This window comes from Prauserella sp. PE36, assembly GCF_003311655.1.
GTDB lineage: Bacteria > Actinomycetota > Actinomycetes > Mycobacteriales > Pseudonocardiaceae > Prauserella_A > Prauserella_A endophytica.
Genome location: NZ_QEQT01000059.1, coordinates 68,785 through 93,149, shown reverse-complemented (window position 1 = coordinate 93,149; position 24,365 = coordinate 68,785). Strand labels below are relative to the sequence as shown.

Here is a 24,365-nt window from a genome sequence, read left to right as displayed (position 1 = left end):
CGGCTCAGACGCCGGCCTGCTCGACGAGCTTGGCGCGCAGCCGCAGCACGGCGCGGGTGTGCAGCTGACTCACCCTGGACTCGGTGACGCCGAGGACCTTGCCGATCTCGGCGAGCGTGAGGCTCTCGAAGTAGTACAGGCTGACCACGATCCGGTCACGCTCGGTGAGCTGGGCTATCGCCTCGGCCAGCTGGCGGCGATTGTCCCGGTCGACGAGCACGGCGGCGGGATCGACGGCGTCCTCGTCCGGCAGGGAGTCCACGAGGGAGCCGCTGTCTCGGCCCGCGGCGACCAGGTCCTCGAGGGCGACGACGCTGGTGAGCCGCAGCTGGCCGTAGAGGTCGCGCAGCTCCTCGAGCGTGATGCCCAGCTCGGTGGCGAGCTCCGCGTCGGTCGGCGTGCGGCGCAGACGTGCGCCGAGCCGGTCGAGCGCACGCTCGACCTCGCGGGCCCTGCTCCGGATCACGCGGGGCACCCAGTCCTGTGAGCGCAGGTCGTCGAGGATGGCGCCTCGGATGCGCTGCATCGCGTACGTCTCGAACCGCAGGCCACGCTCGGGGTCGAACTTCTCGATCGCGTCCACGAGGCCGAAGATCCCGGACTGGATGAGGTCGGCGACGTCGACGTGGGTGGGCAGGCCGGTGCCCACCCGGCCTGCGACGTACTTGACCAGCGGGGCGTAGTGCAGCACGAGCCGGTCGCGCACCCGCTGGCTCGGCGAGGTTGCGAACTCGCGCCAGAGCGCCTGGATGGCTGTCTCGGCGGTGGTTCCCGTGTCGAGCTGCTGGGTGGTCACGGGGCCACCGTTTCCGGCAGAGTGATCCCGTTGGCGCGCCTGCTCATCAGCCGAAGCTCCACCGGCGTCATTGGGCACGGGGGTGGGTTCGGTCATGAATCGCCTTCAGCCGCTCGACGGTCACGTGGGTGTAGAGCTGCGTCGTAGCTAGCGTAGCGTGACCGAGCAGTTCCTGAACGCTGCGAAGATCCGCCCCACCCTCGAGCAGGTGTGTCGCCGCCGAATGACGCAGGCCGTGCGGGCCCATGTCCGCGGCCCCCGGCACCGACTCTACGGCGTCGTGCACCACTCGTCGCACCGTCCTCGGGTCAACACGTCCTCCTCTGACGCCGAGGAACAAGGCCGCACCCGACGACTCCGTCGCCAGCCCGGAGCGACCCCCCTCGATCCACGCACGCAATGCCCGCTCCGCGGGTTGCCCGAACGGGACCATCCTCTCCTTGTTGCCCTTCCCGAGCACCCGGACGACCCGGCGCTCGAAGTCGGCGTCGTTGAGATCGAGGCCGCACAGCTCGGACACGCGAATGCCGGTCGCGTACAGCAGCTCGAGTAGCGCGTGGTCCCGCAGCGCGACGGGTTCGCGTTCCGCGGCACCCGTGCCGCTGGCCCGCATCACCTCACCGGCCTGCTCAGGGCGCAGGACACCCGGCAGCTTGCGGTGTGCTCTCGGCGCGACGAGCCGCGAACCCGGATCGGACGCCAGCTCGCCCCGCCGCTGCGCCCACGCGGTGAAAACCCTGGCCGCCGCCGCGCGCCTCGCGAGCGTGGTACGGCTCCGCCCGGCCGACCGTTGGCTCGCGAGCCAGGCCCGCAGCACGCCGACGTCCAGCCCGTCGAGGCCGTCCGTCGACGGGGGCGCGGCGTCGGCGCCCTCGCTGCCGACGCCGTGCAGGAAACCCAGCAGCGACACCACGTCACCCACATACGCCCTGATCGTGTGATCCGAGAGGCCCCTCTCGGACCGCAGATGGCGCTCGTAGTCGTCCACGAGAGCGGCCGCCCCCGGCGGCAGCTCCGCACGAACACGCAGCAGCGCGGCACGCCCCGAACGAGGGCGCGCCGCGCGGGCTCCCGTACCGCGAACGGCTGATGACGCCATGTCACCGACGCTGCGGCAAGCGCGCCCGATGGTCAAGCATCGCCACGCCCGCATGATCAACCCGCAACCGTGGTGTTCACCGCGGTTCAGTCAGGGCCGCGTCCGGGTTTCACACTGTGGGCAACGGGGCCGCAGCCGCGCCAGGGGGCCTGGACGGCGGATGGACGGAGGTGAGCGCGCCGTGCCGGGGCTCACGGACGCGCCGCCTTCCGGCCGCCGCCCGCCCGCCGCCAGCCGGTTTCGCACCGCTCGCTGAGCCCGTCGAGTTCCAGCGCCGGCAGCAGCGCCCTCACCCGCGCGAGGGGTACGCCGGACTCGGTCGCGATGCCCTCCGGTGACTTTCCCCTGCGCTCGCCGAGCGCCTCGTGCACGCGGATCGCCTGCGGGCCGAGCCCATCGGTGCGGCGGCGCGGGCGAGCTGTTCCGTCCGGACGGCCGACCCCCAGCCTGCCGACCGTGTCGAGGACATCGGACACCGAGGCCACCAGGGTCGCGTGAGCATCGCGGATCAGCTCGTGGCAGCCGACCGACATCGCCGACCCCACGGGCCCAGGCACGGCCATCACGACCTTGCCCAGCACACCCGCCGTGGTGGCTGTGTTGCGTGCGCCGCTGCGCCTGCCCGCCTCGACGACGACCGTGCCGGCCGTGAGCGCGGCGATCAGCCGGTTGCGGACGAGGAAGCGGTGCCGGCCGGGCGGGGTGCCTGGCGGGTACTCGCTGACGATCGCGCCGCGCTCGGCGATCCGGTTGAGCAGGCCCACATGCCCCGCGGGGTAGCCGGCGTCGAGCGCGCAGCCCAGAACGGCCACCGTGACGCCATGACCGGTGAGCGTCCCGCGATGTGCCGCGCCGTCGATGCCGTACGCCGCTCCCGAGAAGACGGGCACGCCCTGTTCGGCCAGTGCGTAACCGAGGTCGGCGGCGGTGTGCTCGCCGTAGTCGGTGGCCGCGCGTGCGCCGACGATCGCGACGGCGTCCTGAGCGGCCTCGTCCAGCCTGCCGCGGCCACGGACCCACAACGCGAGCGGAGCCGCGACACCCTGAACACCCCGGCCGGTCGCCACCTCGAGCGAGAGCAGGGGCCAGGCGGGCCACTCGTCGTCCTCGGGGGTCACCAACCGTGCCCCGTGCCGCGCGGCCTCGTCGAGATCCCGGCGCGCGAGGTCCAGCTCCCGGCGCGCACTCGTCTCCTGGATCACCGCGTCCGGCGCGTGCCCGCGACGAACCAGCGCCGCCGCCTCCACCGGTCCGTGCTCGGCGACGAAGGCAACCAGTGCGGGAGCCGGAGGTTCTGCCACGCGCAGCAGGTACGCCCGCGCCAGCCGCTCCGCGCTCATACCGCACCCCCGACACACAGCGGCTCCAACCAGAGCCGACAGCCTGGCGACCACACCCTCAACCAACCCGGACTCAAGCCCACGGCGCGACGGCGACAGAAACGACCCCATGAGCCAAATCCGACCGAACGGGGAGCACCATTTCCGCAGAACCGCCCCGCTCCGATCCGGCGACGAACCACCAGGTTCACGCACCGCCTCGCTCCCAACCGAGACGAGCCGCCAGCGCTCATACCGCACCCCCGACACACAGCGGCTCCAACCAGGGCCGACAGCCTGGCGACCACACCCTCAACCAACCCGGACTCAAGCCCACGGCGCGACGGCGACAGAAACGACCCCATGAGCCGAACCCGACCGAACGGGGAGCACCATTTCCGCAGAGCCGCCCCGCTCCGATCCGGCGACGATCCACCGGGTTCGCGCACCGCCTCGCTCGCAGCTGAGGCGAGGTGCCGGGCCGGCGTAGCGCTATCGCCGTCGCCGCTTCGCCGCACCCGGCTCGACCGAGGCCGGGGCGAGCCCAAGACAGGCGGCGGAGCCGAGGTGGCGTCGCTTTCGGGGTCATGCCGCCCTCCGGTCACGGAATTCCAGGGCCGCCGCCACGTGGTCCGCATCCGGACGGTCGGCTTCGGCCAGGTCGGCCAGGGTCCACGCGATGCGCAGGCAGCGGTCCGCGCCTCGGGCGGTGATGGCGCCCCGGTCGAGGCCGCGGTCGAGCAGCCTCGTCACCTCGGCCGGCAGCGCGTAGTCGCGGCGCAACGCCGGGCCGGGCACCTCCGCGTTGGTCTGCCAGCCTCGTTCGGCCCAGCGCTTGGCGGCCCGTTCCCTCGCCAGCAGCACACGCTCCCGGACGGTCGCGGTCGGCTCGGGGACGCCACCCTCGTGGACGCTCATCGCCGTCATCGGGCGCATGCGGACCCGCAGATCCACGCGGTCGAGCAGCGGCCCGGACAGGCGGCTGAGGTACCGGCGCCGGGCGTTCGGCGTGCAGCAGCAGTCGACTTCGCGCGGCGGAGCGCACGGGCACGGGTTGGTCGCCAGCACGAACTGGAACCTCGCCGGATAGCAGACCACTCCGCGGGCCCTGGCGATCCGCACCTCGCCCTCCTCCAGCACGGTGCGCAACGACTCGAGGCGCTCGCCACCGAACTCGGCGGCCTCGTCGAGGAAGAGCACCCCTCGGTGGGCCTTGCTGATCGCACCCGGCAATGCGAGCCCGGCACCGCCGCCGACGAGCGCCGCCACCGAGATCGAATGGTGCGGCGCGACGAACGGCGGCACACGGCGCAGCGGCGTCGACGGCTCCAGCGACCCGTCGACCGAGTGCACGACACTGACCTGCAGCGCCTCCTCGTCGGACAACGGCGGCAACAGCCCCGGCAGCCGCTTGGCGAGCATGGTCTTGCCGACGCCCGGCGGACCGGTCATCAGCAGGTGGTGCCCGCCCGCCGCCGCGACCTCCAGTGCCCAGCGGGCCTCCGGCTGACCGATGACGTCGACGAGATCGGGGACCTCGGGCGCGGCCTCCTCCACGAGCGGACCGGGCGGGGTCAGCTCCCGGTCACCTCGCAGCCAGGCAACGACCTCCGTCAGCCGCTCGGCACCGGCCACCTCGATCCCGTCAACGAGTGCGCCCTCGAACAGCGACTCGACTGGCACGACCGCCCGCCGGTAGCCGCCCCGGCGGGCCGCCAGGAGTGCGGGCAGCACTCCGCGCACCGGCCGGACCCTGCCGTCGAGAGCCAGCTCGCCGAGCAGCACCGTGCCCAGCAGCTTGGCGGCCGGAACGGAGCCGGAGGCCGCGAGGACCGCCACCGCGATGCTCAGGTCGTAGCCCGAGCCGACCTTGGGGAGGTTGGCCGGGGACAGCCCGAGCGTCACGTGGGTGTCCGGCCACTTCTCCCCGCTGTTGCGGACCGCAGCCCTGACACGGTCCTTGGCCTCGCGCAGTCCCGCGTCGGGCAGCCCGACGAGCTTCGTACCCGGCATGCCGGCGCCGATGTCGGCCTCGATCTCGACCAGCCTGCCCTCGATGCCGATCAGCGCGACCGACCACGCGCGTGCGAGCGGCATCAGAACGCTCCCACGAAATGCCGGAGCCTCGGCGGCCCGGCCGGCGGGAAGTGGATCGCGATGACGTCGAACCGCACCGGACACCAGGCGACCCTGAACGCCGCGAGCCACCGGCTCGTGATGCGGCGGATGCGGGCCCGCTTGTCCTCGGTGACCGCTTCCGCGGGCTCACCGAAACCGCTCCCGGCCCTGGTCTTCACCTCGCAGACGATGAGCGTCGTGCGGTCGGTGGCGACGACGTCCAGTTCGCCTTCCCGGCACCGCCAGTTCCGGCTGAGCACGACCAGGCCGAGACCGCGCAGGTACTCGGTGGCCAGCTCCTCGCCCCGGCGGCCGAGCGAGAGATGGGATCTTCGCCTTCTCGTGCGCCCCGCACGCACCGCGATGCTCACGGACAACATCACCCCCTGGATCCGCGAAGCCGGCCCTCCCGGCTCCCTCATCGACGCTTCCACCGCGCCGACGGGCAACCCAGAGCCGATTCCCGGACCTGTGGACAAACAGGGTGATGTGGACAGTTCTCGGCGCGCGCGCCAGCACCGGCGAAAACCGTCAGAGATTGCTGCTACGGGCGACGCCCGTGCTCAGCCGCCGAACGGACCATCCTCGGGCAGCCGCAGCTCGGGCTTGTCGAGCTCCTCGACGTTGACGTCCTTGAAGGTGATGACCCGGACGTTCTTCACGAACCGAGCGGGCCGGTACATGTCCCACACCCACGCGTCCGACATCCGCACCTCGAAGTACACCTCGCCGCCGCTGTCGCGGACCTGGACGTCCACCGCGTTGGCCAGGTAGAACCGCCGCTCGGTCTCCACGACGTACGAGAACTGCGCGACGATGTCGCGGTACTCGCGGTACAGCGACAGCTCCATCTCGGTCTCGTACTTCTCGAGATCCTCTGCGCTCATCTAGTCCGCGCCCCTCCTCGCAAGCCTCGCAAGCCGTTGCCGGCGGAAACACCCATTGTGCATGAGCACCTCAGACCTCGACCCCGGACACCTCGGCGAACTCGTCGGTGTCCGGCAGGTCGAACAGGTACTGGTTCAGCTCCTCGTCCGCGGTGGTGCGCCGCCTGGCACCCGCCTGCAACGCGGCCGCGGTGAGCATCACCTTGTGCGGAGGGCGTATGCCGTGCGCCCTGCCCGCGACGGCGACGTTGGTGTAGGACCAGCGGTGCACCGCGCTCGGACCGTGCGTGGTGAGCGCCTCGCCGTGCTCGGCGGTCGTGTAGCCCTTGTGCACGTCGAAGCCGTACACCGGGTGCTCCTCGTGCAGACCGGCCATGATGCGGTCGCGCGTGACCTTGGCGAGGACGGAGGCCGCCGCGACGCACGCGACCGCACGGTCGCCCTTGATCACCGGCACGCTCGGCGCCGGCAGCCCCGGCACGCGGAAGCCGTCGATGAGCACGTAGCCGGGCGCGGTGTTCAGGCCCGCGATCGCGCGCCGCATGCCCTCGATGTTGGTGACGTGGATGCCGAGCGCGTCGACCTCGGCGGGTGAGATCACCACGATCGAATAGTCGAGAGCGCGGTGAACCACCCGCTCGTACACGCGCTCGCGCGCGAGCGGGGTGAGCAGCTTCGAGTCGGTGAGTTCGGTCAGTCGCGCGCCGTCACCGGGGCGCAGGATGCAGGCGGCCACCACGAGCGGGCCCGCACACGCGCCCCGGCCCGCCTCGTCGACACCGGCGACCGGACCGAGACCGCGCCGGTCCAGCGCGCTCTGCAGCGCCCACGACGTCTCACCGCGAATCACGGCTCGCGGAGGGCGCAGTACACCAACGGGTCCAGCGCTCACGCCCGTTACCGTCCTCGTCTGACCGTCCCACGGACCGCGGCGCCGAGGCGGCGGCCCACCAGCAAGGTCGGCCATGCGGCCAGCACACCGATGCCCAACGGTACGCCCTGCTGCCACGCGGGCGCGCTCATGGCGCTGGCGGAGGCGGCCTGCGGGTTGTGATCACTCACCGTGCCCCAGCGCGAAGGGGGCAGCACGATGAACCGCGCCTTGCCGATGATGTTGTCGACCGGGACGGCGCCCCGCGCTCCGCCATCGCCCTGGTACCGGGAGTCGGACGAGTTGTTGCGGTTGTCGCCCATCACCCAGACCGTGCCCTCCGGCACCTCCACCGGGTCGAACTCTGCCTGCTCGTGGGCGCCCTGCCAGTAGATGTACGGCTCGTCGAGCGGCTTGCCGTCCACGAGAACACGGTTCTGATCGTCACAGCACTCGACGGTCTGACCGCCGGTCGCGATGATCCGCTTCACGAAGTCGCGCTCGTCCGGCGGCGCGAGCCCGAACACCGAACCGATGCTCTGGAAGAAGTTGGCGACCGCGTTGTCCGATTCCTCGGGCGGCAGGTCGCCCTCGATCCACGCGGGCGGGCCGCGGAACACGACCACGTCGCCCGGCTCCGGATCGGTGAAGTCGTACGTGATCTTGTCGACCAGGATCCGGTCCGGGGTGCAGCCGGCACAGCCGTGCAGCGTCTGCTCCATCGACCCCGACGGGATCATGTAGACCCGCGCGAGGAACTGCTGGATCAGGAAAGCCAGAACGAGCGCCACCACGATGAGGATGGGCAGCTCTTTCCAGAACGAGCGCTGCTTCTTCTGCTTGCGTTCCCGGCTGGCCGAGGCGTCAGGCCCCGGCTCGGAGGACTCGGCTTTATGCCCCTTCGGGTCCTTGTCCTCCGAGCGCTCCGGCTCGTCTTCCGCGGCATTTGAAGGCACAGGCTCGACCACGTCGCCAGGCTACGGTAACCGCTTGACTACTCAGGAGGCAGAGGGGGCTTCGCGCCGCTCCTTGATCTTGGCGGCCTTGCCCCGCAGCTCACGCAGGTAGTACAGCTTGGCCCTGCGGACATCACCGCGCTTCTCGACCTCGATCTTGGCGATGTTGGGCGAGTGCACCGGGAAGGTCCGCTCGACACCGACACCGAACGACACCTTGCGCACGGTGAAGGTCTCGCGGATGCCACCGCCCTGACGGCGGATGACGACGCCCTGGAAGACCTGGTTGCGCTCGCGGTTGCCCTCGATAACGCGGACGTGAACCTTCAGCGTGTCGCCCGGGCGGAAGTGCGGAATGTCAGAACGCAGCGACTGAGCGTCCAACGCGTCCAGGGTGTTCATCGGTGGTCCGTCCTCGTCTTGGTGTGGCTTCGGCGTACATCCGGGCGCACGCCTGCCTGATAGCGGGTGGCCCAGGAGCTTGGCGGCGCGTGATCACGTCGCGCCAACCGGTCAAGTATTGCAGACAGCCCGCCGGGGCTAGTCACCGGGCTCCTGGCGGAGCCGGTCGAGCAACGCCCGATCGTGCTTGTCGAGGCTCTCCTCGGGGAGGCGTTCCAGCAGGTCGGGCCGCCGCCGGAAGGTCCGCTCCAGCGCCTGGTCGCGGCGCCAGCGATCGATCAGCGCGTGGTTGCCGGAGCGCAGCACCTCCGGCACGGGCAGCTCCCGCCACACCTCCGGGCGGGTGAAGCTCGGACCCTCCAGCAGTCCATCGGAGAAGGAGTCCTGCTCGGCCGACACCGGGTTGCCGAGCACGCCCGGCAGCAGGCGCACGACGGCCTCGACGATCACCAGCACGGCGGCCTCGCCGCCCACCAGCACGTAGTCACCGATGGAGACCTCGTCGACGGGCATGCGTCGCGCCGCGTCGTCGATCACCCTCTGGTCGATGCCCTCGTAGCGGCCGCACGCGAACACCAGGTGTTCCTCGGCGGCATAAGCGTGCGCGAGCCCCTGCGTGAACGGCCTGCCCGCGGGCGTCGGGACGACCAGGCGCGTGCGCTCACCGCAGACGGAGTCGAGCGCGTCGCCCCAGACCTGGGGCTTCATGACCATGCCGGGTCCGCCGCCGTACGGCGAGTCGTCGACGGCACGGTGCACGTCGTGGGTCCACTCCCGCAGGTCGTGGACGCCGATCTCGATGAGGCCGCGCTCGATGGCGCGCCCGAGCAGCGCCGCCCGCAGGGGCTGCAGGTACTCGGGAAAGATGGTGACGACGTCGATCCTCATCAGACGTCCAGCAACCCCTCGGGTGGGTCGAGCACGACGCGGCCGCCCGCGACGTCGACCTGGGGCACGATCTCCCGCACGAACGGCACGAGCAGGTCGCGGCCGTCGCGGTCGACGGACAGCAGCTCGCCGCCCGGCGAGTGGACGACCTCGCGCACGGTGCCGACGACGGTCCCGTCGGTCAGCTCCGCGCGCAGGCCCTCCAGCTCGTGGTCGTAGAACTCGTCGGGATCCTCGATGGGCGGCAGGTCGTCGGTGTCGCCGAGCAGCAGGACACCGCGCAGCTCCTCGGCGATGGTGCGATCGGGAACCTCGGCGAAACGCATGAGCAGCCGCCCGCTGTGCCAGCGGGCGGCTGTCACGGTGAGCCGTGTGGTGCTGCCGTCACGAGCCTGACCGGTCAGCACCGCTCCCTCGGCGAAACGCTCCTCGGGCGAGTCGGTGCGCACGTCCACGGCTAGTTCGCCGCGAATGCCGTGCGCTTTGGCGACCCGGCCGACCACGACCTGCACGGTGCGTTTCTCAGCGGTCGGTGTCGATGACGTCGACGCGAACGCCCCTGCCGCCGATGGCTCCCATCACGGTGCGCAGGGCGGTGGCCGTGCGGCCACCCCGGCCGATCACCTTGCCGAGGTCGTCCGGGTGGACGTGCACCTCGAGAGTGCGTCCCCGGCGCGTGGTGATCAGCTCGACCCGGACGTCGTCCGGGTTGTCGACGATGCCGCGCACCAGGTGCTCGAGCGAGTCGGCCAGGAAGCTCACGCCTCGTCGGCCTTCTTCTCGGTCTCGCCCTCGGCGGCGTCGGCCTTCTTGCCGCCGCTCTTCTTCTTGGGCGTGGTCGCCTCGCCGGTGGGCTCCTCGCCCGCCGCCGCGAGCGCGGCGTTGAACAGGTCCTGCTTGGACGGCTTGGCCTCGCGCTGCTTCAGCGTGCCCTCGGCGCCGGGCAGGCCCTTGAACTTCTGCCAGTCACCGGTGATCTCGAGGATGCGCTGGACCGGCTCGGTGGGCTGCGCGCCGACCTTCAGCCAGTGCTGGGCGCGGTCGGAGTCGACCTCGATGAAGCTCGGCTCCTCCTTGGGGTGGTACTTGCCGATCGTCTCGATGGCCTTGCCATCCCGCCGGGTGCGCGCGTCCGCGACGATGATGCGGTAGTACGGCGCACGGATCTTGCCCAGGCGCTGCAGCTTGATCTTGACGGCCACGGGTGTGGGTACTCCTGTCGTTTCGCTACTCGGGTCGGGACACGATCCGAGTGGGGAGCCGGATCCGAGTGCCCGCAGGTATGTGTGGTCGCCCCGGCCGGTGAGAGGGTCCGATCCGGAGCGGGCAGGCAACCATTTTGCCAGACGGCCCCGGCTCACCCGTTCCCGGGGAGCGTGAGCACGCCGTCCACCCTCCGGGGGACGTCCACCGGGCCGTCGCGCAACTCGGCGGGCAGCACGGCCTGCGGTGCGCCCTGCCAGGCGAACGGCCGCAGGAACCGGCGGATCGACGTGGTGCCCACCGAGGTGTGAACGGTGTTGGTGGACGGCCACGGTCCGCCGTGGTGCTGGGCCCACGACACCGCGACACCGGTCGGGTAGCCGTCGAAGACGAGCCTGCCCGCGACCTCGCGCAGGCCGTCGAGCAGCTCCGTCCGGTCCGCGGCCTCGCCGCTGCCGAGGTGCACGGTCGCGGTCAGCGAGGGCTCCAGCCGCGCCAGCGCGTCGAGCAGCTCCTTGTCGTCGGAGTAGCGCACCACGACCACGAGCGGCCCGAAGCACTCGCGGGCGACGCTGTCGTCGAGGTCGGCGGCGTCGATGGTCAGCACCCAGGGCTGCGCTGTGAACCCGTCCCCCTCGACCTCCCCGCCGGTCGCGATCGTCGACACGGCCGGCAGGTCGGCCAGCCGGCCGGAGCCGGCCGCGAACGAGTCGCGGATGCCCTCGTTGAGCAGCACCTGCGCACCGGTGCCCTCGACCGCCTTGCCCAGCGCGCCGAGCAGAGCCTCTCCCCCGTCGGTCCTGGGCACGAACGCCAGCCCCGGCTTGGTGCAGAACTGGCCGGAGCCGAGTGTGAACGAGCCCGCGAGGCCCGCGCCGATCTCGTCGGCGCGCTCCCGTGCCGCGGCCGGGGTGACCACGAGCGGGTTGATGCCGGACAGCTCGCCGTAGAACGGGATCGGGTCCGGCCGGGAGTTGATGAGCTCCAGCAGCGCCTTACCGCCGCCGAGCGAGCCGGTGAAGCCCACGGCCTTGATGTCGGGGTGCTGCACGAGGCGCGCACCGGCCTCGCGACCGTAGACGACCGCGATCGTGCCCTCGGGCGCTCCGTGGCTCGCCGTGGCCGCCTCGAGCGCCTCGCCGCACAGCCGAGACGTGAGCGGGTGCGACTCGTGGGCCTTGACCACCACCGGGCAGCCGGCCGCGAGCGCCGACGCGGTGTCGCCGCCCGGCACCGAGAAGGCCAGCGGGAAGTTGCTCGCGCCGAACACGGCGACCGGGCCGAGCGGCAGCAGCATCCGGCGCAGGTCGGGACGTGGGCCCATCGGGGTGTCACCGGCATGGTCGACGGCCGCCTCGAGATAGCCGCCATCGGTGACCACGTCGGCGAAGAGCCGCAGCTGGAAGCACGTGCGGGTCAGCTCGCCGTTCAGCCGGGTCTCGCCGAGACCGGTCTCGCCGTCGGCGGTCGAGACGATCGCCTCGCGCCGCGACTCCAGCTCGTCGGCCATGGCCCGCAGCAGCTCGGCCCGCCACGAGCGGTCACGCCTGGTCAGCTCCGCGAAGGCCGTCCGGGCCCGGGTCGCGGCGGCGTCGACCTCATCGGACGTGCTCGGCAGGATCCCGGTCTCGCTGCTCGCCCCGGTCCTCGGGTCGACGCTCTGCAGGTGGGACATCGTTCTCCTTGTTTTTGTTGGCCTTTTTCCTGGTCCGGAGGGCTCGCAGCGCCGATAGCACGACGAGGAGCACGATGGCGCCGAACAGCGTCGCGGCGATCGGCTCGCCGAGGAAGCCCGTCAGCTCGCCGTCGAACGTCCGCATCGAACGCCGGAACGCCGACTCGAGGATTCCCCCGAGCACGAAGGCCAACACGAGCGGACCGGGCTCGAAGCCGACCTTCTTCATCAGGTACCCGAGCACGCCCAGCGCGAGCACGAGGAACATGTCGAACACGTTGTTGCGCACCGTGTAGACGCCGATCATCGTGATCAGGATCGTCAGCGGGGCCAGGATCGCCGCCCGAACCTTCAGGATGCGCACGAAGATCCCGATCAGCGGCAGGCTCATGGCGAGCAGCAGCAGGTTGCCGACGTACATCGAGTTGACGACGCCCCAGAACAGCTGGGGCTCCTCGTCGACGAGCAGCGGGCCCGGCGTGATGCCCTGCAGCATCAGCGCGCCGAACATGATCGCCATCGTCGCGTTGGCGGGGATGCCGAGCGACAGCAGCGGGATGAACGACGACGTCGCGGCCGCGTTGTTCGCGCTCTCCGGGCCGGCGACGCCCTGGATGGCGCCCTTGCCGAAGCGCTCCGGCCGCTTGGTGGCCTTCTTCTCCACGGCGTAGGCGACCATCGACGACATCGTCGCGCCGCCACCGGGCAGGATGCCGAGCAGGAAGCCGCTGGCCGAGCCGCGCGCGATGGCGCCCTTGGATTCGGAGAGGTCCTTGCGCGTCGGGTAGACCGAGCCGACCTCGGTGGCCTTCGGCGCCTTCCTCCGCAGCGACTCCAGGTTGTAGAGGATCTCCCCGACACCGAACAGGCCCATCGCGACGATCACGAAGTCGATGCCGTCGAGCAGCTGGTCGCTGCCGAAGGTCAGGCGCGCGGTGCCGAGCAGCGGATCCTGCCCGATCGTGGCGAGCAGCAGGCCGAGGGTGGCCATGGCCAGGCTCTTGAGGATCGAGCCGGTGCCCAGCGTGGTGACGAGCAGGATGCCGAGCAGGGCGAGCATCGTGTATTCGGCGGGGCCGAAGTCGATCGCGAAGCCCGAGACGAGCGGTGCGACGAAGGTCAGCACGACGATCGAGATCGTGCCGCCGATGAAGGAGCCGATCGCCGCGATGCCGAGCGCGGCGCCCGCTCGCCCCTGTCTCGCCATCTCGTGACCGTCGATGGCGGTGACGACGCTGGAGGCCTCGCCGGGCAGGCGCAGCAGCACCGACGTGATCGTGCCGCCGTACTGCGCGCCGTAGAAGATGCCGGCGAGCATGATGATCGCCGACGTGGGCTCGATGTTGTAGGTGATCGGCAGCAGGATCGCGATCGTCGCCGCGGGGCCGAGGCCGGGCAGCACGCCGACCAGCATGCCCAGCGTCACGCCGAGCAGGCAGTAGAGCAGGTTGTCCGGCTGGAAGACGACCCCGAAACCGTCGAGCACCGGAGACAGGAAATCCATTGGCTAGTCCTCAGAAGTGCACGATGTGGGGCAGCGACACCTCGAGCCCGGTGATGAACAGCAGGTAGATCGCCGCGGTGGCCACCACCGAGACGATGACGGTCATCCGCCACGACTCGCGGCCGAGCAGCTTCAGCCACAGCACCAGCAGCGCGACGGTCGGGATCTCGAACCCGACCTGTTCGAACAGCAGCACGTAGCCCAGCAGGGAGACGACGCCGATCACGACGACGAGTGACTCGCGGCCGAACCGCTCCTCCTCGCCGGTCGGCGCCGAGCGCACCACGAGCACCGCGGCGATGACCGCCATGGCCACGCTGACGATCAGCGGCCACAGCCCGGGCCCGGGATCGGCGAGGTCGCCGATCCCGAGCTGCCAGGACAGGATCGCGGCCCCCACACCGATCGCGCACAGCACGGCCGCGGCGATGACGTTCTGCCTGCGCGCGTAGGCCGCGCTCGGCCGCGTCTCCTGTTCCTGATCGGGAGCGGTCATGACTGGCCCTTGAGGTTGACGCCGAGCTCGGTGGTCATGGTCTTGAAGCGCTCGCTGGCCTCGCGGAGCTGGTCACCGACCTCGGAGCCGTCGGCCTCCCAGCGGGTGATGTAGTTGTCCTGGAGCAGCTTGGCGTACTCCTCCGAGGACACGGCCTCGTCGATCGCGGTGGCGAGCTTGTCGCGCACGTCGTCGGGAAGGCCGGCGGGCGCGGCGACGAACCGGCGCTGGTCGACCACCACGTCGTAGCCCTTCTCGGTGGCGGTGGGCACGTCGGGCAGCGCCTCCAGCCGCTCGGCGGAGAAGGCGACGAGCGGGCGCAGCGCTCCGGCCTGGATCTGCTCGTACGCCTCGGCGACGTGCACGGTGCCGACGTCGACCTTGCCGCCGAGCACGGCGGTCAGCTGCGGGCCGCCGCCGTCGAACGGCACGGCGGTGGCGTTGACCTTCGCGGAGCCGAACAGCAGCGCCTGGGCGAGCTGGTTGCCGGTGCCGGCGCCCGAGGTGCCGTACTTGACGTTGTCGGCGGCCAGCACGTCCTCGACCTTCTCGAAGGGCGACGACGACGGCACGACCATGACGTAGTCCTCGCGGGTGAGGCCCTTGACGAAGGTCATCTCGTCGAGCTGGATGGCGTCCGGGTCCTCGACCACGAGCGGGCCGACGGCGAACAGCGACTGCGGCATCACGGCGACGCGGTAGCCGTCGGGGTTGCCGCTGAAGACGTCCTTGCCCGCGATCTTGCCGTTGGCTCCGGGCTTGTTGACGACGACCGTCGACTGGCCGAGCGGCTCCTCGAGGCTCTTGGTGAGCGCCCTCGTGATCAGGTCGGTGCTGCCGCCGGGCTCGGTGGGCACAGTGAACTCGACCGCGCGAGCCGGGTAGTCACCACCGCCCTCACCGCCGGAACCGCCCTGCACCGAGCAGGCCGACAGAGCCAGTGCCGTGGCGGCGAGCAGGGCGGCGCCCCGCGTGCCGCGGCTGGACAGAATCCTCATTGATCCTCCTGATGGAGTGCTACCGGGTGGGGGTTGGGAGTGCGGTCAACGGTCGGCGCCCACGAGGGCGAGACCCTTGGTCAGGAGTGCGTCGAGCTCCGCGAGATGGTCGGCGGGCAGATCCCGCAACGGCGCGCGCACCGGGCCGACGTCGGCTCCCCGCAGCCGCGCGGCGGCCTTGACCAATGCCACGGCGTAGCCGGTGCCCCGGTCCCGCAGCTCCACGAGCGGGACGTAGAACTCGCTGAGCAGCCGCTCGACGGTGGCGTGGTCGTCGGCGTGAAAGGCGCGGAAGAACGCCTGGGAGATCTCGGGCGCGAACGCGTGCACGGCCGAGGAGTACGCGGGCACGCCGATGGCGCGGTAGGCGCGGGCCTGCATCTCGGCGGTCGCGGCCCCGTTGAAGAAGAGCCACTCCGGCGGCGCGGCGAGCTTGAGCCGCTGCAGCTGGTCGAGGTCGCAGTGCCCGTCCTTGATGCCGATGACGTTCGGGATCGTCGCCAGCTCGGCCACGGTCGGCAGCGCGATCTTGACCTGGGCCCGCTGGTAGACGATGAGCGGCAGCTCGGTGTTGGCTGCGACCTTGCGCACGTGGTCGACGAGGCCGGCCTGCGGCGTCTCCACCAGGTACGGCGGCATCAGCAGCACCGCGTCGGCGCCCGCCCGCTGCGCGGCCGCGACGAAGCGCGACGCCTGCGCCCAGCCGTAGCCCGCCCCTGCGACGACCGGGATCTCGCCCGCCGACTCCTCGGCCGCGACGCGGATGAGGGTCTCGTACTCGTCCTCGGCGAGGGAGAAGAACTCGCCCGTGCCGCAGCAGGGGAACACCGCCCCCGGCCGCGCGTCGAGCTGCCTGCGCACATGCGCGCGGAAGGCGTCCACGTCGACGGCACCTTCGGCGTCGAACGGCGTCAGCGGGAACGACAGCACCGCCGTGTCCATCCCGCGCCGAAGCCGGTCAACGGCCTCCGTTGTATACGTGGCAGTCAAGGTGTCTCCATATGTAGACGTCTGTCATGTGCGGAGCAGTGTTACTTGGAGCTTGCTAGGCTGTCAACCGTGGAAGCTGAGCGAGAGACCGGTGTGCGAGGTGTGAAGTCCGCCGCCAGGACCGTGGAACTGCTGGAACTGCTGGCGTCGCGGCAGAACCGGCCCGCCCGCCTGCGCGAGCTGAGCGACGCGCTCGGCGCCCCGCGAAGCAGTGTCTACGCCCTCATCCGCACGCTCGTCGAGCACGGCTGGGTGCGGGCCGACGCCAGCGGCACCCAGTACAGCATCGGCATCCGCGCGCTGCTCGCCGGCACGACCTACCTCGACACCGACCCGTACCTGCGGATCGTCCAGCCACTGATCACGGACCTCTCCGCCGAGCTGGACGAGACCATTCACTACGGCAGGCTCGACCGGGGCGACATCGTCTACCTCGCCACCAAGGAGTCGAGCAAGTACATCCGCCCGTTCAGCAGGGTCGGCCGCAGGCTGCCCGCGTTCAGCACCTCCATGGGCAAGTCGCTGCTCGCGGAGCGCCTCGAGACCGGCATCGACGAGCACGTGCCCGAGGAGGTCACGCCGCTCACCCCCAACACGCTGGTGGAGCGCGCCGACCTGATCGCCGACCTCGAGCTCACGCGTGAGCGCGGGTACGCGATCGACAACGAGGAGAACTACGCCGGCGTGACCTGCTTCGGCTTCGCGCTGCGCTACAGCACGCCGCCGACCGACGCGATCAGTTGCTCGGTGCCGATCTCCGGCCTCACCGAGGCGCGCCGCGAGGAGATCATCGACGCGATGCAGCGCACGCGGCTCGCGATCGAGCGCATGGCGCCGGTCGACCTCGCCGCGACGGCGGATCTCACCGCGGGGCACTGAGTTTGGGACTCGACGCCGCCGCGCTGCTGGCGCTGGCGGGGGTCGCCGCGGGCCTCGTTGGCTCGATGGCGGGCCTCGCCTCTCTGTTCAGCTACCCCGCCCTCCTCGCCGCAGGACTGCCGCCGATCGCCGCCAACGTCACCAACACCGTGGCCATGTTCTCCACCACGGTCGGCGCCGCGGGCGGCTCGCGCAGGGAGCTGCGGGGGCAGCGGGCACGCCTGCTCCGGCTCGGCCTCATGGCGGTACTCGGCGGCTCACTCGGCGCCGTGCTCCTGCTGACCACGCCCGCGTCGACGTTCGAGCTGATCGTGCCGTGGCTCATCGCGCTCGGTTCGGCGCTGCTGCTGTTCCGCGACCGGCTGAGGGAGGCCGCCGACGGAAGGTCACGCACCCGCCGCGGCCCGCGCTCGGCGCTCCCCGTCGCGCTGGCGGTGCTGGCAGTCGGCGTCTACGGCGGGTACTTCGGCGCGGGCGCGGGGGTGCTGATGCTCGCCGTGCTCTCGGTGTCGGTCACCGAGCCGCTGCCGATCACCAACGCGGTCAAGAACGTCGCGACAGGTGCGGCCAACGTGACGGCCGCGGTGGCGTTCGCGTTCCTCGCCCCCGTCGACTGGCTCGCCGCCGCGGCGCTCGGCGCGGGGGCACTGGTCGGCAGCTGGATCGGGCCGTCGATCGTCCGGCGGCTGCCAGAGCGTCCGCTGCGGGTCGTGATCGCGCTGGCCGGGTTCGGGCTCGCCGTGCACCTGTGGCTCTCCGCGATCTGATCGTTGTATGACCTCTGAGCGAGTTGTACGATCTCTCGCCATGACCTCCGATCGCATCACCTCCGTCCGGATCTCGTCCGTCACCCTCCCGCTGCGCACCCCCGTCAGCGACGCGAAGGTGCTCACCGGACGGCAGAAGCCGATGACCGAGGTCGCTCTGCTCTTCGCCGAGATCGGCACCGAGTCCGGCCACGACGGCTTCGGCTTCGGCTACTCGAAGCGCGCGGGCGGCCCCGGCCAGTACGCACACGCCCGCGAGATCGCCCCCGAGCTGATCGGCGAGGACCCCAGCGACATCGACCGCCTGTGGACGAAGCTCGTGTGGGCAGGCGCGTCGGTTGGCCGCAGCGGGCTCTCGACACAGGCGATCGCCGCCATCGACGTGGCGCTGTGGGACCTCAAGGCCAAGCGTGCCGGGCTGCCGCTGGCCAAGCTCATCGGCGCCCACCGCGACTCCGTGCGCTGCTACAACACCTCGGGCGGTTTCCTGCACATTCCCATCGAGGAGGTCCTGGAGAACACCACCGCCTCCCGGGAACGCGGCATCGGCGGTGTGAAGCTCAAGGTCGGCCACCCCGACTGGCGCGTCGACGTCGAGCGCGTGACCAAGGTCCGCGAGCACCTCGGCGACGACGTGCCGCTGATGGTCGACGCCAACCAGCAGTGGGACCGCCCTGCCGCGCAGCGCATGTGCCGCAGGCTCGAACCGCTGGACCTCGTGTGGATCGAGGAGCCGCTCGACGCCTACGACCACGAGGGGCATGCCGCGCTCGCCCGTGGTTTCGACACCCCGATCGCCACGGGCGAGATGCTCACCAGCGTCGCCGAGCACGCCGAGCTGATCCGGGCGGGCGGCGCCGACATCATCCAGCCCGACGCGCCACGCATCGGCGGCATCACGCAGTTCCTCAAGCTCACCGCGCTCGCCGAGCACCACAGGCTCCAGCTCGCCCCGCACTACGCGATGGAGATCCACCTGCACCTCGCGGCGACCTACCCGCAGGAGCCGTGGGTCGAGCACTTCGAGTGGCTCGAACCGCTGTTCAACGAGCGCATGGAGATCAAGGACGGGCGCATGCTGGTGCCGGACCGCCCCGGCCTCGGCCTGACCGTGAGCGACCAGGCGAGGGCGTGGACGGTCGACAGCGTTACGGTGACCGCTTGAGCAGAACCCAGGAGCTGGTCGCGCGGCTGACGGCGCGCATCCAGGAAGGCGTCATCCAGCCCGGCGAGCGGCTGCCGACCGAGGGCAGCCTCGTGCAGACCTACGGCGTGAGCCGCACGGTGGTGCGCGAGGCGATCTCGCGGCTGCAGGCCGCCGGGCTGGTCGAGACGCGGCACGGGCGCGGCAGCTTCGTGCTGGCCCAGCCGAGCACCACCCCGTTCGAGGTCGAAGAGGCGGGCGAGCTGACGATCGAGGGCGCGCTGGAACTCATCGAGTTCCGCACGGCGCTGGAGGTCGAGGCCGCCGCCCTCGCGGCCCGCAGGCGCACCGAGGCGCAGCTGGCCGACCTGCGGGAGGCGCTCGACGAGTTCGCGGCGAGCGCGGGCAACCCCAGCGCCGCCGTGCGCGCCGACTTCACCTTCCACCTGCGAATCGCCCTCGCCGCGGACAACCGCTACTTCGCCGACCTGCTCCGGTCCTTCGGGCCCGGCATGATCATCATGCACCGCGAGCGGATGCCGGCGAATCCCGAGCGGTTCGCGCGGACGGCCGGCGAGCACGAGAACGTCTACGCGGCGATCGAGCGGCAGGACGCGGAGGCCGCCCGCGCAGCCGCGCGCGTGCACCTGACCAACAGCAGGGAGCGGCTGCTCGCGGCGCAGGGGCAGGCGGCGAAGACTCAGTAGCTCACCACGCCGAGCGCGGTGAGCAGGATCGCCAGCGCGGGCAGGAAGTTGTTCATCTGGTGGGCCACGATGCTGCCGAGCAGGCGCCCCGTGACAAGGCGCGCCAGCCCGATCGGCACCGCGATCACCAGCAGCAGCGTGGTCCGCAGCGGTTCGAGGTGGCTCATCGCGAACACCGCCGTGGAGAGCAGGAACGCGGCGAACCGGCCCCATTTCTCGTTGTTCCACTGCAGCCGCTCCGTCGCGCCCCACAGCAGGCCGCAGTAGATGATCTCCTCACAGATCGGGCCGAGCAGCCACAGGTAGAGGAACATCACCACCGCGGCGGACACCGACATCGGTTTGTCCTCGACGAGCGCACTGATCGCGGAACTGGAGTTCTGCTCGCCGACCACCTTCGTCCAGACGAACACACCGACGCTGGTGCAGACCAGGCCGAGCACGCCGAACTTGAGCCCGAGCTTCACGTCGTCCCAGCGCCACGACAGCCGCAGGTCGGCCAGCGGCCCGTTGCCCCGCAGCTTGGTGATCGCCAGCGCAGTGAGCGCCGCGATCACGGTGGGCGTCATCGTGCCGATCAGCACGTCGCGCACCGGCAGCGACTCGGCGTTGCCGCCCTTGACCAGCAGCGCGCCCACCAGCGCGGCCGAGGCCAGCAGCACGGCCTCGACGAACAGGAACGCGCCGAAGCCCCAGCGATGGGCGGGCGGCGCGGTCACCGTCTGCGTGCCGGAGGTGGACTGTTCGACGCCGGGCACCGGATCTCCCGCGTTCGGTGACGTCACGCCCATCCTCCATCAACCCGCCGCCTTCGACCCGGTGAGCCTACTGTGCGCACACACCCGGTCACGAGCCGCCGAACAGCAGAAGGGCGGGCGGCAGGTTGTTGGTCGCGTGCGCCACGACGCTCGCACCCACCCGGTCGGTGATCAACCGGGCTGCTCCGATCGCGATCCCCTGGCCGAGCAACGCGATCGTGCGGCTGGGCTCGCCGTGCAGCTGCGCGAACACGAGCGCCGTCAGCACGAGGACCACCCATGGTGGTACCCGATGGTGGGCGAGGCCATTCCACAGCGCGCCGCGGACGAACAGCTCCTCGGTGAGCGGGGCGGCCACCACCACGATGAGCGCGGCGACGACGAGCCAGCCGGTGTTGGAGGCGATGCCACCGAACACCTCGGTGAGCGGGTCGGAAAGCCGGTCGGTGCCGTAGACCTCCAGCAGGACCACGTTGAGCAGATAGCCGGTGAGCAGCGCGAAGCCGCCGCACGCGAGGCCGACCTTGACGTCCCTGGCGTTGGGGAGCAGCCGGAACTCGGCGAGCACGCCCTGTCCCCAGCGGCGGGCGGCGAGCACGGGTGCGAGGCCGAGCAGGATGTTGGGTACGAAGGCGAGCAGTACGAGCGGGCCCAGCTCGGGCAACCGGAGCGAGCCGACCTCGCCGTCCCCTCCGATCGCGAACGCGGTCAGCAGCAGCGAGAGCAGGTAGTACGCCGCGAGGCCCGCGAAGAACGCGAGGAAGCCCCAGTGCGCGCCGAGCACCAACCCGGCGCGGATCGGCGGAGGATCCTCCTGACCGCGATCCACCGCACCTCCCCGTCACCGATGATCTGCACCCAAGGGCACTTTAGTTGCGTGGGCGCAGCGCAGCGATGCGCAGAAGGGGCTCACCTGATCAGGGTGCCGCGCAGGATGACGTGCCGGGGACGGCGCAGCACGGAGAGGTCCTCGCGAGGGTCGGCGTCGAACACCACGAGGTCGGCCGGCGCGCCGTCGGCGATCCCCTCGAAGCCCAGCCACTCGCGGGCCGCCCATGACGCCGCCGCGAGCGCCTGCTCCTCGGACATGCCCGCGCGATGCAGCGCCTCGACCTCGTCGGGGAGCCTGCCGTGCTCGACCATGCCACCCGCGTCGGTGCCCGCGTAAACCGCGACACCGGCGTCCAGCGCCGCGCCGACCATGTCGGTGACCCCGGCGTGCAGCGCCCGCATGTGCGCGGCGTAGACCGGGTACTTGGCCGCCTGGTCGGCGATGCCGGGGAAGTTCTCGATGTTGATCAGCGTGGGCACGAGTGCGGTGCCCCGTCGCGCCATTTCGGCGAGCAGGTCGGCCGACAGCCCGGTGCCGTGTTCGAGGCAGTCGATGCCCGCGTTGATCAGCCCCGGCATCGCGGCCTCGCCGAACACGTGTGCGGTGACCCGCGCGCCCTCCTCGTGGGCGACCTTGATCGCCTCGGCAAGCACGTCGTCCGGCCAGAGCGGCGCGAGGTCGCCGACCGCGCGGTCGATCCAGTCGCCGACGATCTTCACCCAGCCGTCTCCGGCCCTGGCCTGCTCGGCGACGGCTCCGGGCAGCCGGTCGGGGTGCTCGAGGTCGATGCCGAGCTTCGGCACGTAGCGCTTCGGCAGCGCCAGGTGCTGCCCGCCCCGGATGATCCGGGGCAGGTCGGCGCGCTCCTGCAACGGCCGGATGTCGATCGGCACGCCGCAGTCGCGGATGAGCAGGGTCCCCGCGTCCCGGTCGGTCAGCGCCTGCTCGGTCGCCTCCTCCAGCGTCGTCGGGCCGTGCACGCCGATGCCGGGATGGCAGTGCGCGTCCACGAGCCCCGGCACGAGGAACGCGCCGTCGAGCGAACGGGCGCCGTCCACCGGATCGAACGAGATCCGGCCGTCGCCGATCCAGACGTCGCGCTCGTCACCGTCGGGCAGCACGACCCCGCGCAGGTGGTACATGGGCTACTTGTTCTTCGGGAAGTTCAGCTTCGACGGGTCGAATCCGGGGGGCAGGTCGTTGAGGCCGCCGCCGAGCTGCGACAGGTCGGGCATCCCGCCGCCCGCCGCGGGCGGGAACCCGCCGGGCATGCCGCCAGGGAAGCCGCCGCGCGCCTTCTGCTGGACCTTCTTGCCCTTCTTGCCCTTCTTTCCCTTGCGCACGTGCTGCTTCTTCGTGGCGCTGCCGCCGCCACCGAAGCCGAACCGGCCCGCCATCTGCTGCATCATCTTGCGGGCCTCGAAGAACCGGTTGACCAGGTCGTTGACGTCGCGCACGGCGACACCGGATCCGCGCGCGATGCGCTGCCTGCGGGAGGCGTTGATCATCTTGGGGTTGGCCCGCTCGGCGGGGGTCATGCCCCGGATGATCGCCTGCAGCCGGTCGAGGTGCTTGTCGTCGACGTTGGCGAGCTGGTCCTTCATCTGCCCCGCGCCGGGCAGCATGCCCAGCAGGTTGCCGATCGGGCCCATCTTGCGCACCGCGAGCATCTGCTCGAGGAAGTCCTCCAGGGTCAGCTCGCCGCTGCCCAGCTTGGCCGCCGCCTTCTCCGCCTTCTCCTGGTCGAAGGCCTGCTCGGCCTGCTCGATCAGGGTGAGCATGTCGCCCATGCCGAGGATCCGGCTGGCCATGCGGTCGGGGTGGAAGACGTCGAAGTCCTCGAGCTTCTCGCCGTTGGACGCGAAGAGAATCGGCTGGCCGGTGACCTGCCGCACGGACAGCGCCGCACCACCGCGGGCGTCGCCGTCGAGCTTGGTGAGCACCACGCCGGAGAAGCCGACGCCGTCCCGGAACGCCTCGGCCGTGGTCACGGCGTCCTGGCCGATCATCGCGTCGACCACGAACAGCGTCTCGTCGGGCGTCACGGCGTCGCGGATGTCCGCGGCCTGCTTCATCAGCTCCTCGTCGACACCGAGACGGCCGGCGGTGTCGACCACGACCACGTCGTGCTGAGCGTGCCTGGCCTCCTCGATGCTGCGCCGCGCGACGTCCACCGGGTCGCCGACGCCGTTGCCCGGCTCGGGGGCGAACGTGGCCACCCCGGCGCGCTCGCCGACGACCTGCAGCTGCGTCACCGCGTTGGGGCGCTGGAGGTCACACGCCACGAGCAGCGGCGCGTGGCCCTGCTTCTTCAGCCAGAGCGCGAGCTTGCCCGCCAGCGTGGTCTTACCGGAACCCTGCAGACCGGCGAGCATGATGACCGTCGGCGGGTTCTTGGCGAGGTTGATCCGCCGGGTCTCGCCGCCGAGGATGCCGATGAGCTCCTCGTTGACGATCTTGATGACCTGCTGCGCGGGGTTGAGGGCCTCGGACACCTCGGCGCCCTTGGCGCGCTCCTTGACGTGGCCGATGAATTCCCTGACCACGGGCAGCGCGACGTCGGCCTCGAGCAGCGCGATACGGATCTCGCGCGCGGTGGCGTCGATGTCGGCATCGGAGAGCTTGCCCTTGCCGCGGAGGTTCTGCAGGACCGACGTGAGCCGATCGGAGAGTGTGTCGAACACGGGGTGCACGCTCCAGCAGGTCGTGGATACTCAGCCGGCTCACGGGCCGACAACATCCCAGGGTACTGGCCGCGTCATCCCGCGGGACCGCCCGGCCGGTCACCTCCCCTGGTCCGGCCGGGCGGCGGGCTGCCCAAGCGGGTGCCCTGTGCGGCCGGCGTGTTCGCCAGACCCCCAGTACCAGGCGATCCGCGCCGACCCCGGCACCTCACCCGGGCAGGTCTCAGCCTGCCCGGAGGCGCGGTGGTCATGGCAGCGTGAAGACACCGCATCCGTTCTGCGTAGAACTACCCAGGGGTACTCAGTGATCGGACCTGGGCGCCGAGCGCGCCTTGCCGGAGGCCCCGCGTCGCGCCTTGCGCACGGACTCCTGCTCCTGGCCGCTATGGGCT

General features: G+C 71.1%; 26 protein-coding genes. 4 read left to right on the top strand and 22 right to left on the bottom strand.

What is annotated here, in order from left to right; all coding sequences use genetic code 11:
• Nucleotides 1-4: 4 nt before the first annotated feature.
• The 18 genes from DI005_RS14020 to DI005_RS13935 form a co-directional block, all read right to left on the bottom strand.
• Nucleotides 5-892, bottom strand: coding sequence for a FliA/WhiG family RNA polymerase sigma factor (locus DI005_RS14020; protein ID WP_113642383.1), 888 nt, complete (start codon nucleotides 890-892; stop codon nucleotides 5-7).
• A complete protein-coding gene (locus DI005_RS14015; protein WP_113642381.1) occupies nucleotides 864-1,895 on the bottom strand; it encodes a tyrosine recombinase XerC in 1,032 nt (343 codons plus the stop codon). The genes DI005_RS14020 and DI005_RS14015 overlap by 29 nt, the downstream gene beginning before the upstream one ends.
• 191 nt (nucleotides 1,896-2,086) lie before the next feature.
• Nucleotides 2,087-3,235 carry a DNA-processing protein DprA gene (gene dprA, locus DI005_RS14010; RefSeq protein ID WP_113642379.1) on the bottom strand — a complete coding sequence of 383 codons (1,149 nt, stop codon included), beginning with the start codon at nucleotides 3,233-3,235 and terminating at the stop codon, nucleotides 2,087-2,089.
• A 564-nt stretch (nucleotides 3,236-3,799) separates the two neighbouring features.
• Complete coding sequence (locus DI005_RS14005; RefSeq protein ID WP_113642377.1) at nucleotides 3,800-5,311, bottom strand: YifB family Mg chelatase-like AAA ATPase; 1,512 nt, start codon at nucleotides 5,309-5,311, stop codon at nucleotides 3,800-3,802.
• A complete protein-coding gene (locus tag DI005_RS14000; protein WP_112271981.1) occupies nucleotides 5,311-5,712 on the bottom strand; it encodes a YraN family protein in 402 nt (133 codons plus the stop codon). The genes DI005_RS14005 and DI005_RS14000 overlap by 1 nt, the downstream gene beginning before the upstream one ends.
• 183 nt (nucleotides 5,713-5,895) lie before the next feature.
• On the bottom strand, nucleotides 5,896-6,219 hold the full coding sequence (locus DI005_RS13995; RefSeq protein WP_110342343.1) for a DUF2469 domain-containing protein: 324 nt from the start codon (nucleotides 6,217-6,219) through the stop codon (nucleotides 5,896-5,898).
• A gap of 70 nt (nucleotides 6,220-6,289) precedes the next feature.
• Entirely contained in the window at nucleotides 6,290-7,111 is an 822-nt protein-coding gene (locus tag DI005_RS13990; RefSeq protein ID WP_233520132.1) for a ribonuclease HII, read from the bottom strand.
• Between the two features lie 5 nt (nucleotides 7,112-7,116).
• Nucleotides 7,117-8,046: a signal peptidase I gene (gene lepB, locus DI005_RS13985; RefSeq protein ID WP_113642505.1), complete on the bottom strand. Its 930-nt coding sequence runs from the start codon at nucleotides 8,044-8,046 to the stop codon at nucleotides 7,117-7,119.
• A 42-nt stretch (nucleotides 8,047-8,088) separates the two neighbouring features.
• A complete protein-coding gene (gene rplS, locus DI005_RS13980) occupies nucleotides 8,089-8,448 on the bottom strand; it encodes a 50S ribosomal protein L19 (protein ID WP_110342340.1) in 360 nt (119 codons plus the stop codon).
• Nucleotides 8,449-8,586: 138 nt separating this feature from the next.
• The gene (gene trmD, locus DI005_RS13975) at nucleotides 8,587-9,336 is read right to left on the bottom strand and encodes a tRNA (guanosine(37)-N1)-methyltransferase TrmD (protein ID WP_113642373.1); all 750 of its coding nucleotides are present in this window, start codon (nucleotides 9,334-9,336) and stop codon (nucleotides 8,587-8,589) included.
• Nucleotides 9,336-9,848, bottom strand: a complete 513-nt coding sequence (gene rimM, locus DI005_RS13970; RefSeq protein ID WP_113642371.1) for a ribosome maturation factor RimM — start codon at nucleotides 9,846-9,848, stop codon at nucleotides 9,336-9,338. The genes trmD and rimM overlap by 1 nt, the downstream gene beginning before the upstream one ends.
• A gap of 10 nt (nucleotides 9,849-9,858) precedes the next feature.
• Nucleotides 9,859-10,098 (bottom strand): RNA-binding protein, encoded by a 240-nt coding sequence (locus DI005_RS13965; protein ID WP_110342337.1) that lies wholly within the window; start codon nucleotides 10,096-10,098, stop codon nucleotides 9,859-9,861.
• Entirely contained in the window at nucleotides 10,095-10,538 is a 444-nt protein-coding gene (gene rpsP / locus DI005_RS13960; RefSeq protein WP_112271973.1) for a 30S ribosomal protein S16, read from the bottom strand. Before rpsP ends, DI005_RS13965 begins: the two co-directional genes overlap by 4 nt.
• A 155-nt stretch (nucleotides 10,539-10,693) precedes the next feature.
• Nucleotides 10,694-12,214 carry an aldehyde dehydrogenase (NADP(+)) gene (locus DI005_RS13955; protein WP_113642369.1) on the bottom strand — a complete coding sequence of 507 codons (1,521 nt, stop codon included), beginning with the start codon at nucleotides 12,212-12,214 and terminating at the stop codon, nucleotides 10,694-10,696.
• Nucleotides 12,138-13,718: a tripartite tricarboxylate transporter permease gene (locus DI005_RS13950; protein WP_113642367.1), complete on the bottom strand. Its 1,581-nt coding sequence runs from the start codon at nucleotides 13,716-13,718 to the stop codon at nucleotides 12,138-12,140. The genes DI005_RS13955 and DI005_RS13950 overlap by 77 nt, the downstream gene beginning before the upstream one ends.
• A 10-nt stretch (nucleotides 13,719-13,728) precedes the next feature.
• A complete protein-coding gene (locus tag DI005_RS13945) occupies nucleotides 13,729-14,214 on the bottom strand; it encodes a tripartite tricarboxylate transporter TctB family protein (protein ID WP_112271967.1) in 486 nt (161 codons plus the stop codon).
• Nucleotides 14,211-15,212: a tripartite tricarboxylate transporter substrate binding protein gene (locus DI005_RS13940; RefSeq protein ID WP_112271965.1), complete on the bottom strand. Its 1,002-nt coding sequence runs from the start codon at nucleotides 15,210-15,212 to the stop codon at nucleotides 14,211-14,213. Before DI005_RS13940 ends, DI005_RS13945 begins: the two co-directional genes overlap by 4 nt.
• A gap of 45 nt (nucleotides 15,213-15,257) precedes the next feature.
• A complete protein-coding gene (locus DI005_RS13935; RefSeq protein WP_228713874.1) occupies nucleotides 15,258-16,202 on the bottom strand; it encodes a 5-dehydro-4-deoxyglucarate dehydratase in 945 nt (314 codons plus the stop codon).
• A 69-nt stretch (nucleotides 16,203-16,271) separates the two neighbouring features.
• Between DI005_RS13935 and DI005_RS13930 the strand changes: the two genes are divergently transcribed.
• The 4 genes from DI005_RS13930 to DI005_RS13915 are packed head-to-tail and all read left to right on the top strand — an operon-like array spanning nucleotide 16,272 to nucleotide 19,699.
• The gene (locus tag DI005_RS13930) at nucleotides 16,272-17,081 is read left to right on the top strand and encodes an IclR family transcriptional regulator (protein ID WP_233520131.1); all 810 of its coding nucleotides are present in this window, start codon (nucleotides 16,272-16,274) and stop codon (nucleotides 17,079-17,081) included.
• On the top strand, nucleotides 17,078-17,848 hold the full coding sequence (locus tag DI005_RS13925; protein ID WP_369973584.1) for a sulfite exporter TauE/SafE family protein: 771 nt from the start codon (nucleotides 17,078-17,080) through the stop codon (nucleotides 17,846-17,848). Before DI005_RS13930 ends, DI005_RS13925 begins: the two co-directional genes overlap by 4 nt.
• 40 nt (nucleotides 17,849-17,888) lie before the next feature.
• Nucleotides 17,889-19,013, top strand: a complete 1,125-nt coding sequence (locus tag DI005_RS13920; protein WP_113642361.1) for a mandelate racemase/muconate lactonizing enzyme family protein — start codon at nucleotides 17,889-17,891, stop codon at nucleotides 19,011-19,013.
• On the top strand, nucleotides 19,010-19,699 hold the full coding sequence (locus DI005_RS13915) for a FadR/GntR family transcriptional regulator (RefSeq protein WP_199542793.1): 690 nt from the start codon (nucleotides 19,010-19,012) through the stop codon (nucleotides 19,697-19,699). Before DI005_RS13920 ends, DI005_RS13915 begins: the two co-directional genes overlap by 4 nt.
• Here the strand turns inward: DI005_RS13915 and DI005_RS13910 are convergent.
• The 4 genes from DI005_RS13910 to ffh form a co-directional block, all read right to left on the bottom strand.
• Nucleotides 19,693-20,484: a lysostaphin resistance A-like protein gene (locus tag DI005_RS13910; protein WP_369973580.1), complete on the bottom strand. Its 792-nt coding sequence runs from the start codon at nucleotides 20,482-20,484 to the stop codon at nucleotides 19,693-19,695. The two genes, DI005_RS13915 and DI005_RS13910, sit on opposite strands and share 7 nt — an antisense overlap.
• A 61-nt stretch (nucleotides 20,485-20,545) precedes the next feature.
• Nucleotides 20,546-21,286, bottom strand: coding sequence for a CPBP family intramembrane glutamic endopeptidase (locus tag DI005_RS13905; RefSeq protein ID WP_113642356.1), 741 nt, complete (start codon nucleotides 21,284-21,286; stop codon nucleotides 20,546-20,548).
• A gap of 80 nt (nucleotides 21,287-21,366) precedes the next feature.
• A complete protein-coding gene (locus DI005_RS13900) occupies nucleotides 21,367-22,431 on the bottom strand; it encodes an amidohydrolase family protein (protein ID WP_112271949.1) in 1,065 nt (354 codons plus the stop codon).
• Nucleotides 22,432-22,434: 3 nt separating this feature from the next.
• The gene (gene ffh / locus DI005_RS13895; protein WP_113642354.1) at nucleotides 22,435-23,973 is read right to left on the bottom strand and encodes a signal recognition particle protein; all 1,539 of its coding nucleotides are present in this window, start codon (nucleotides 23,971-23,973) and stop codon (nucleotides 22,435-22,437) included.
• Nucleotides 23,974-24,365 lie beyond the last annotated feature (392 nt).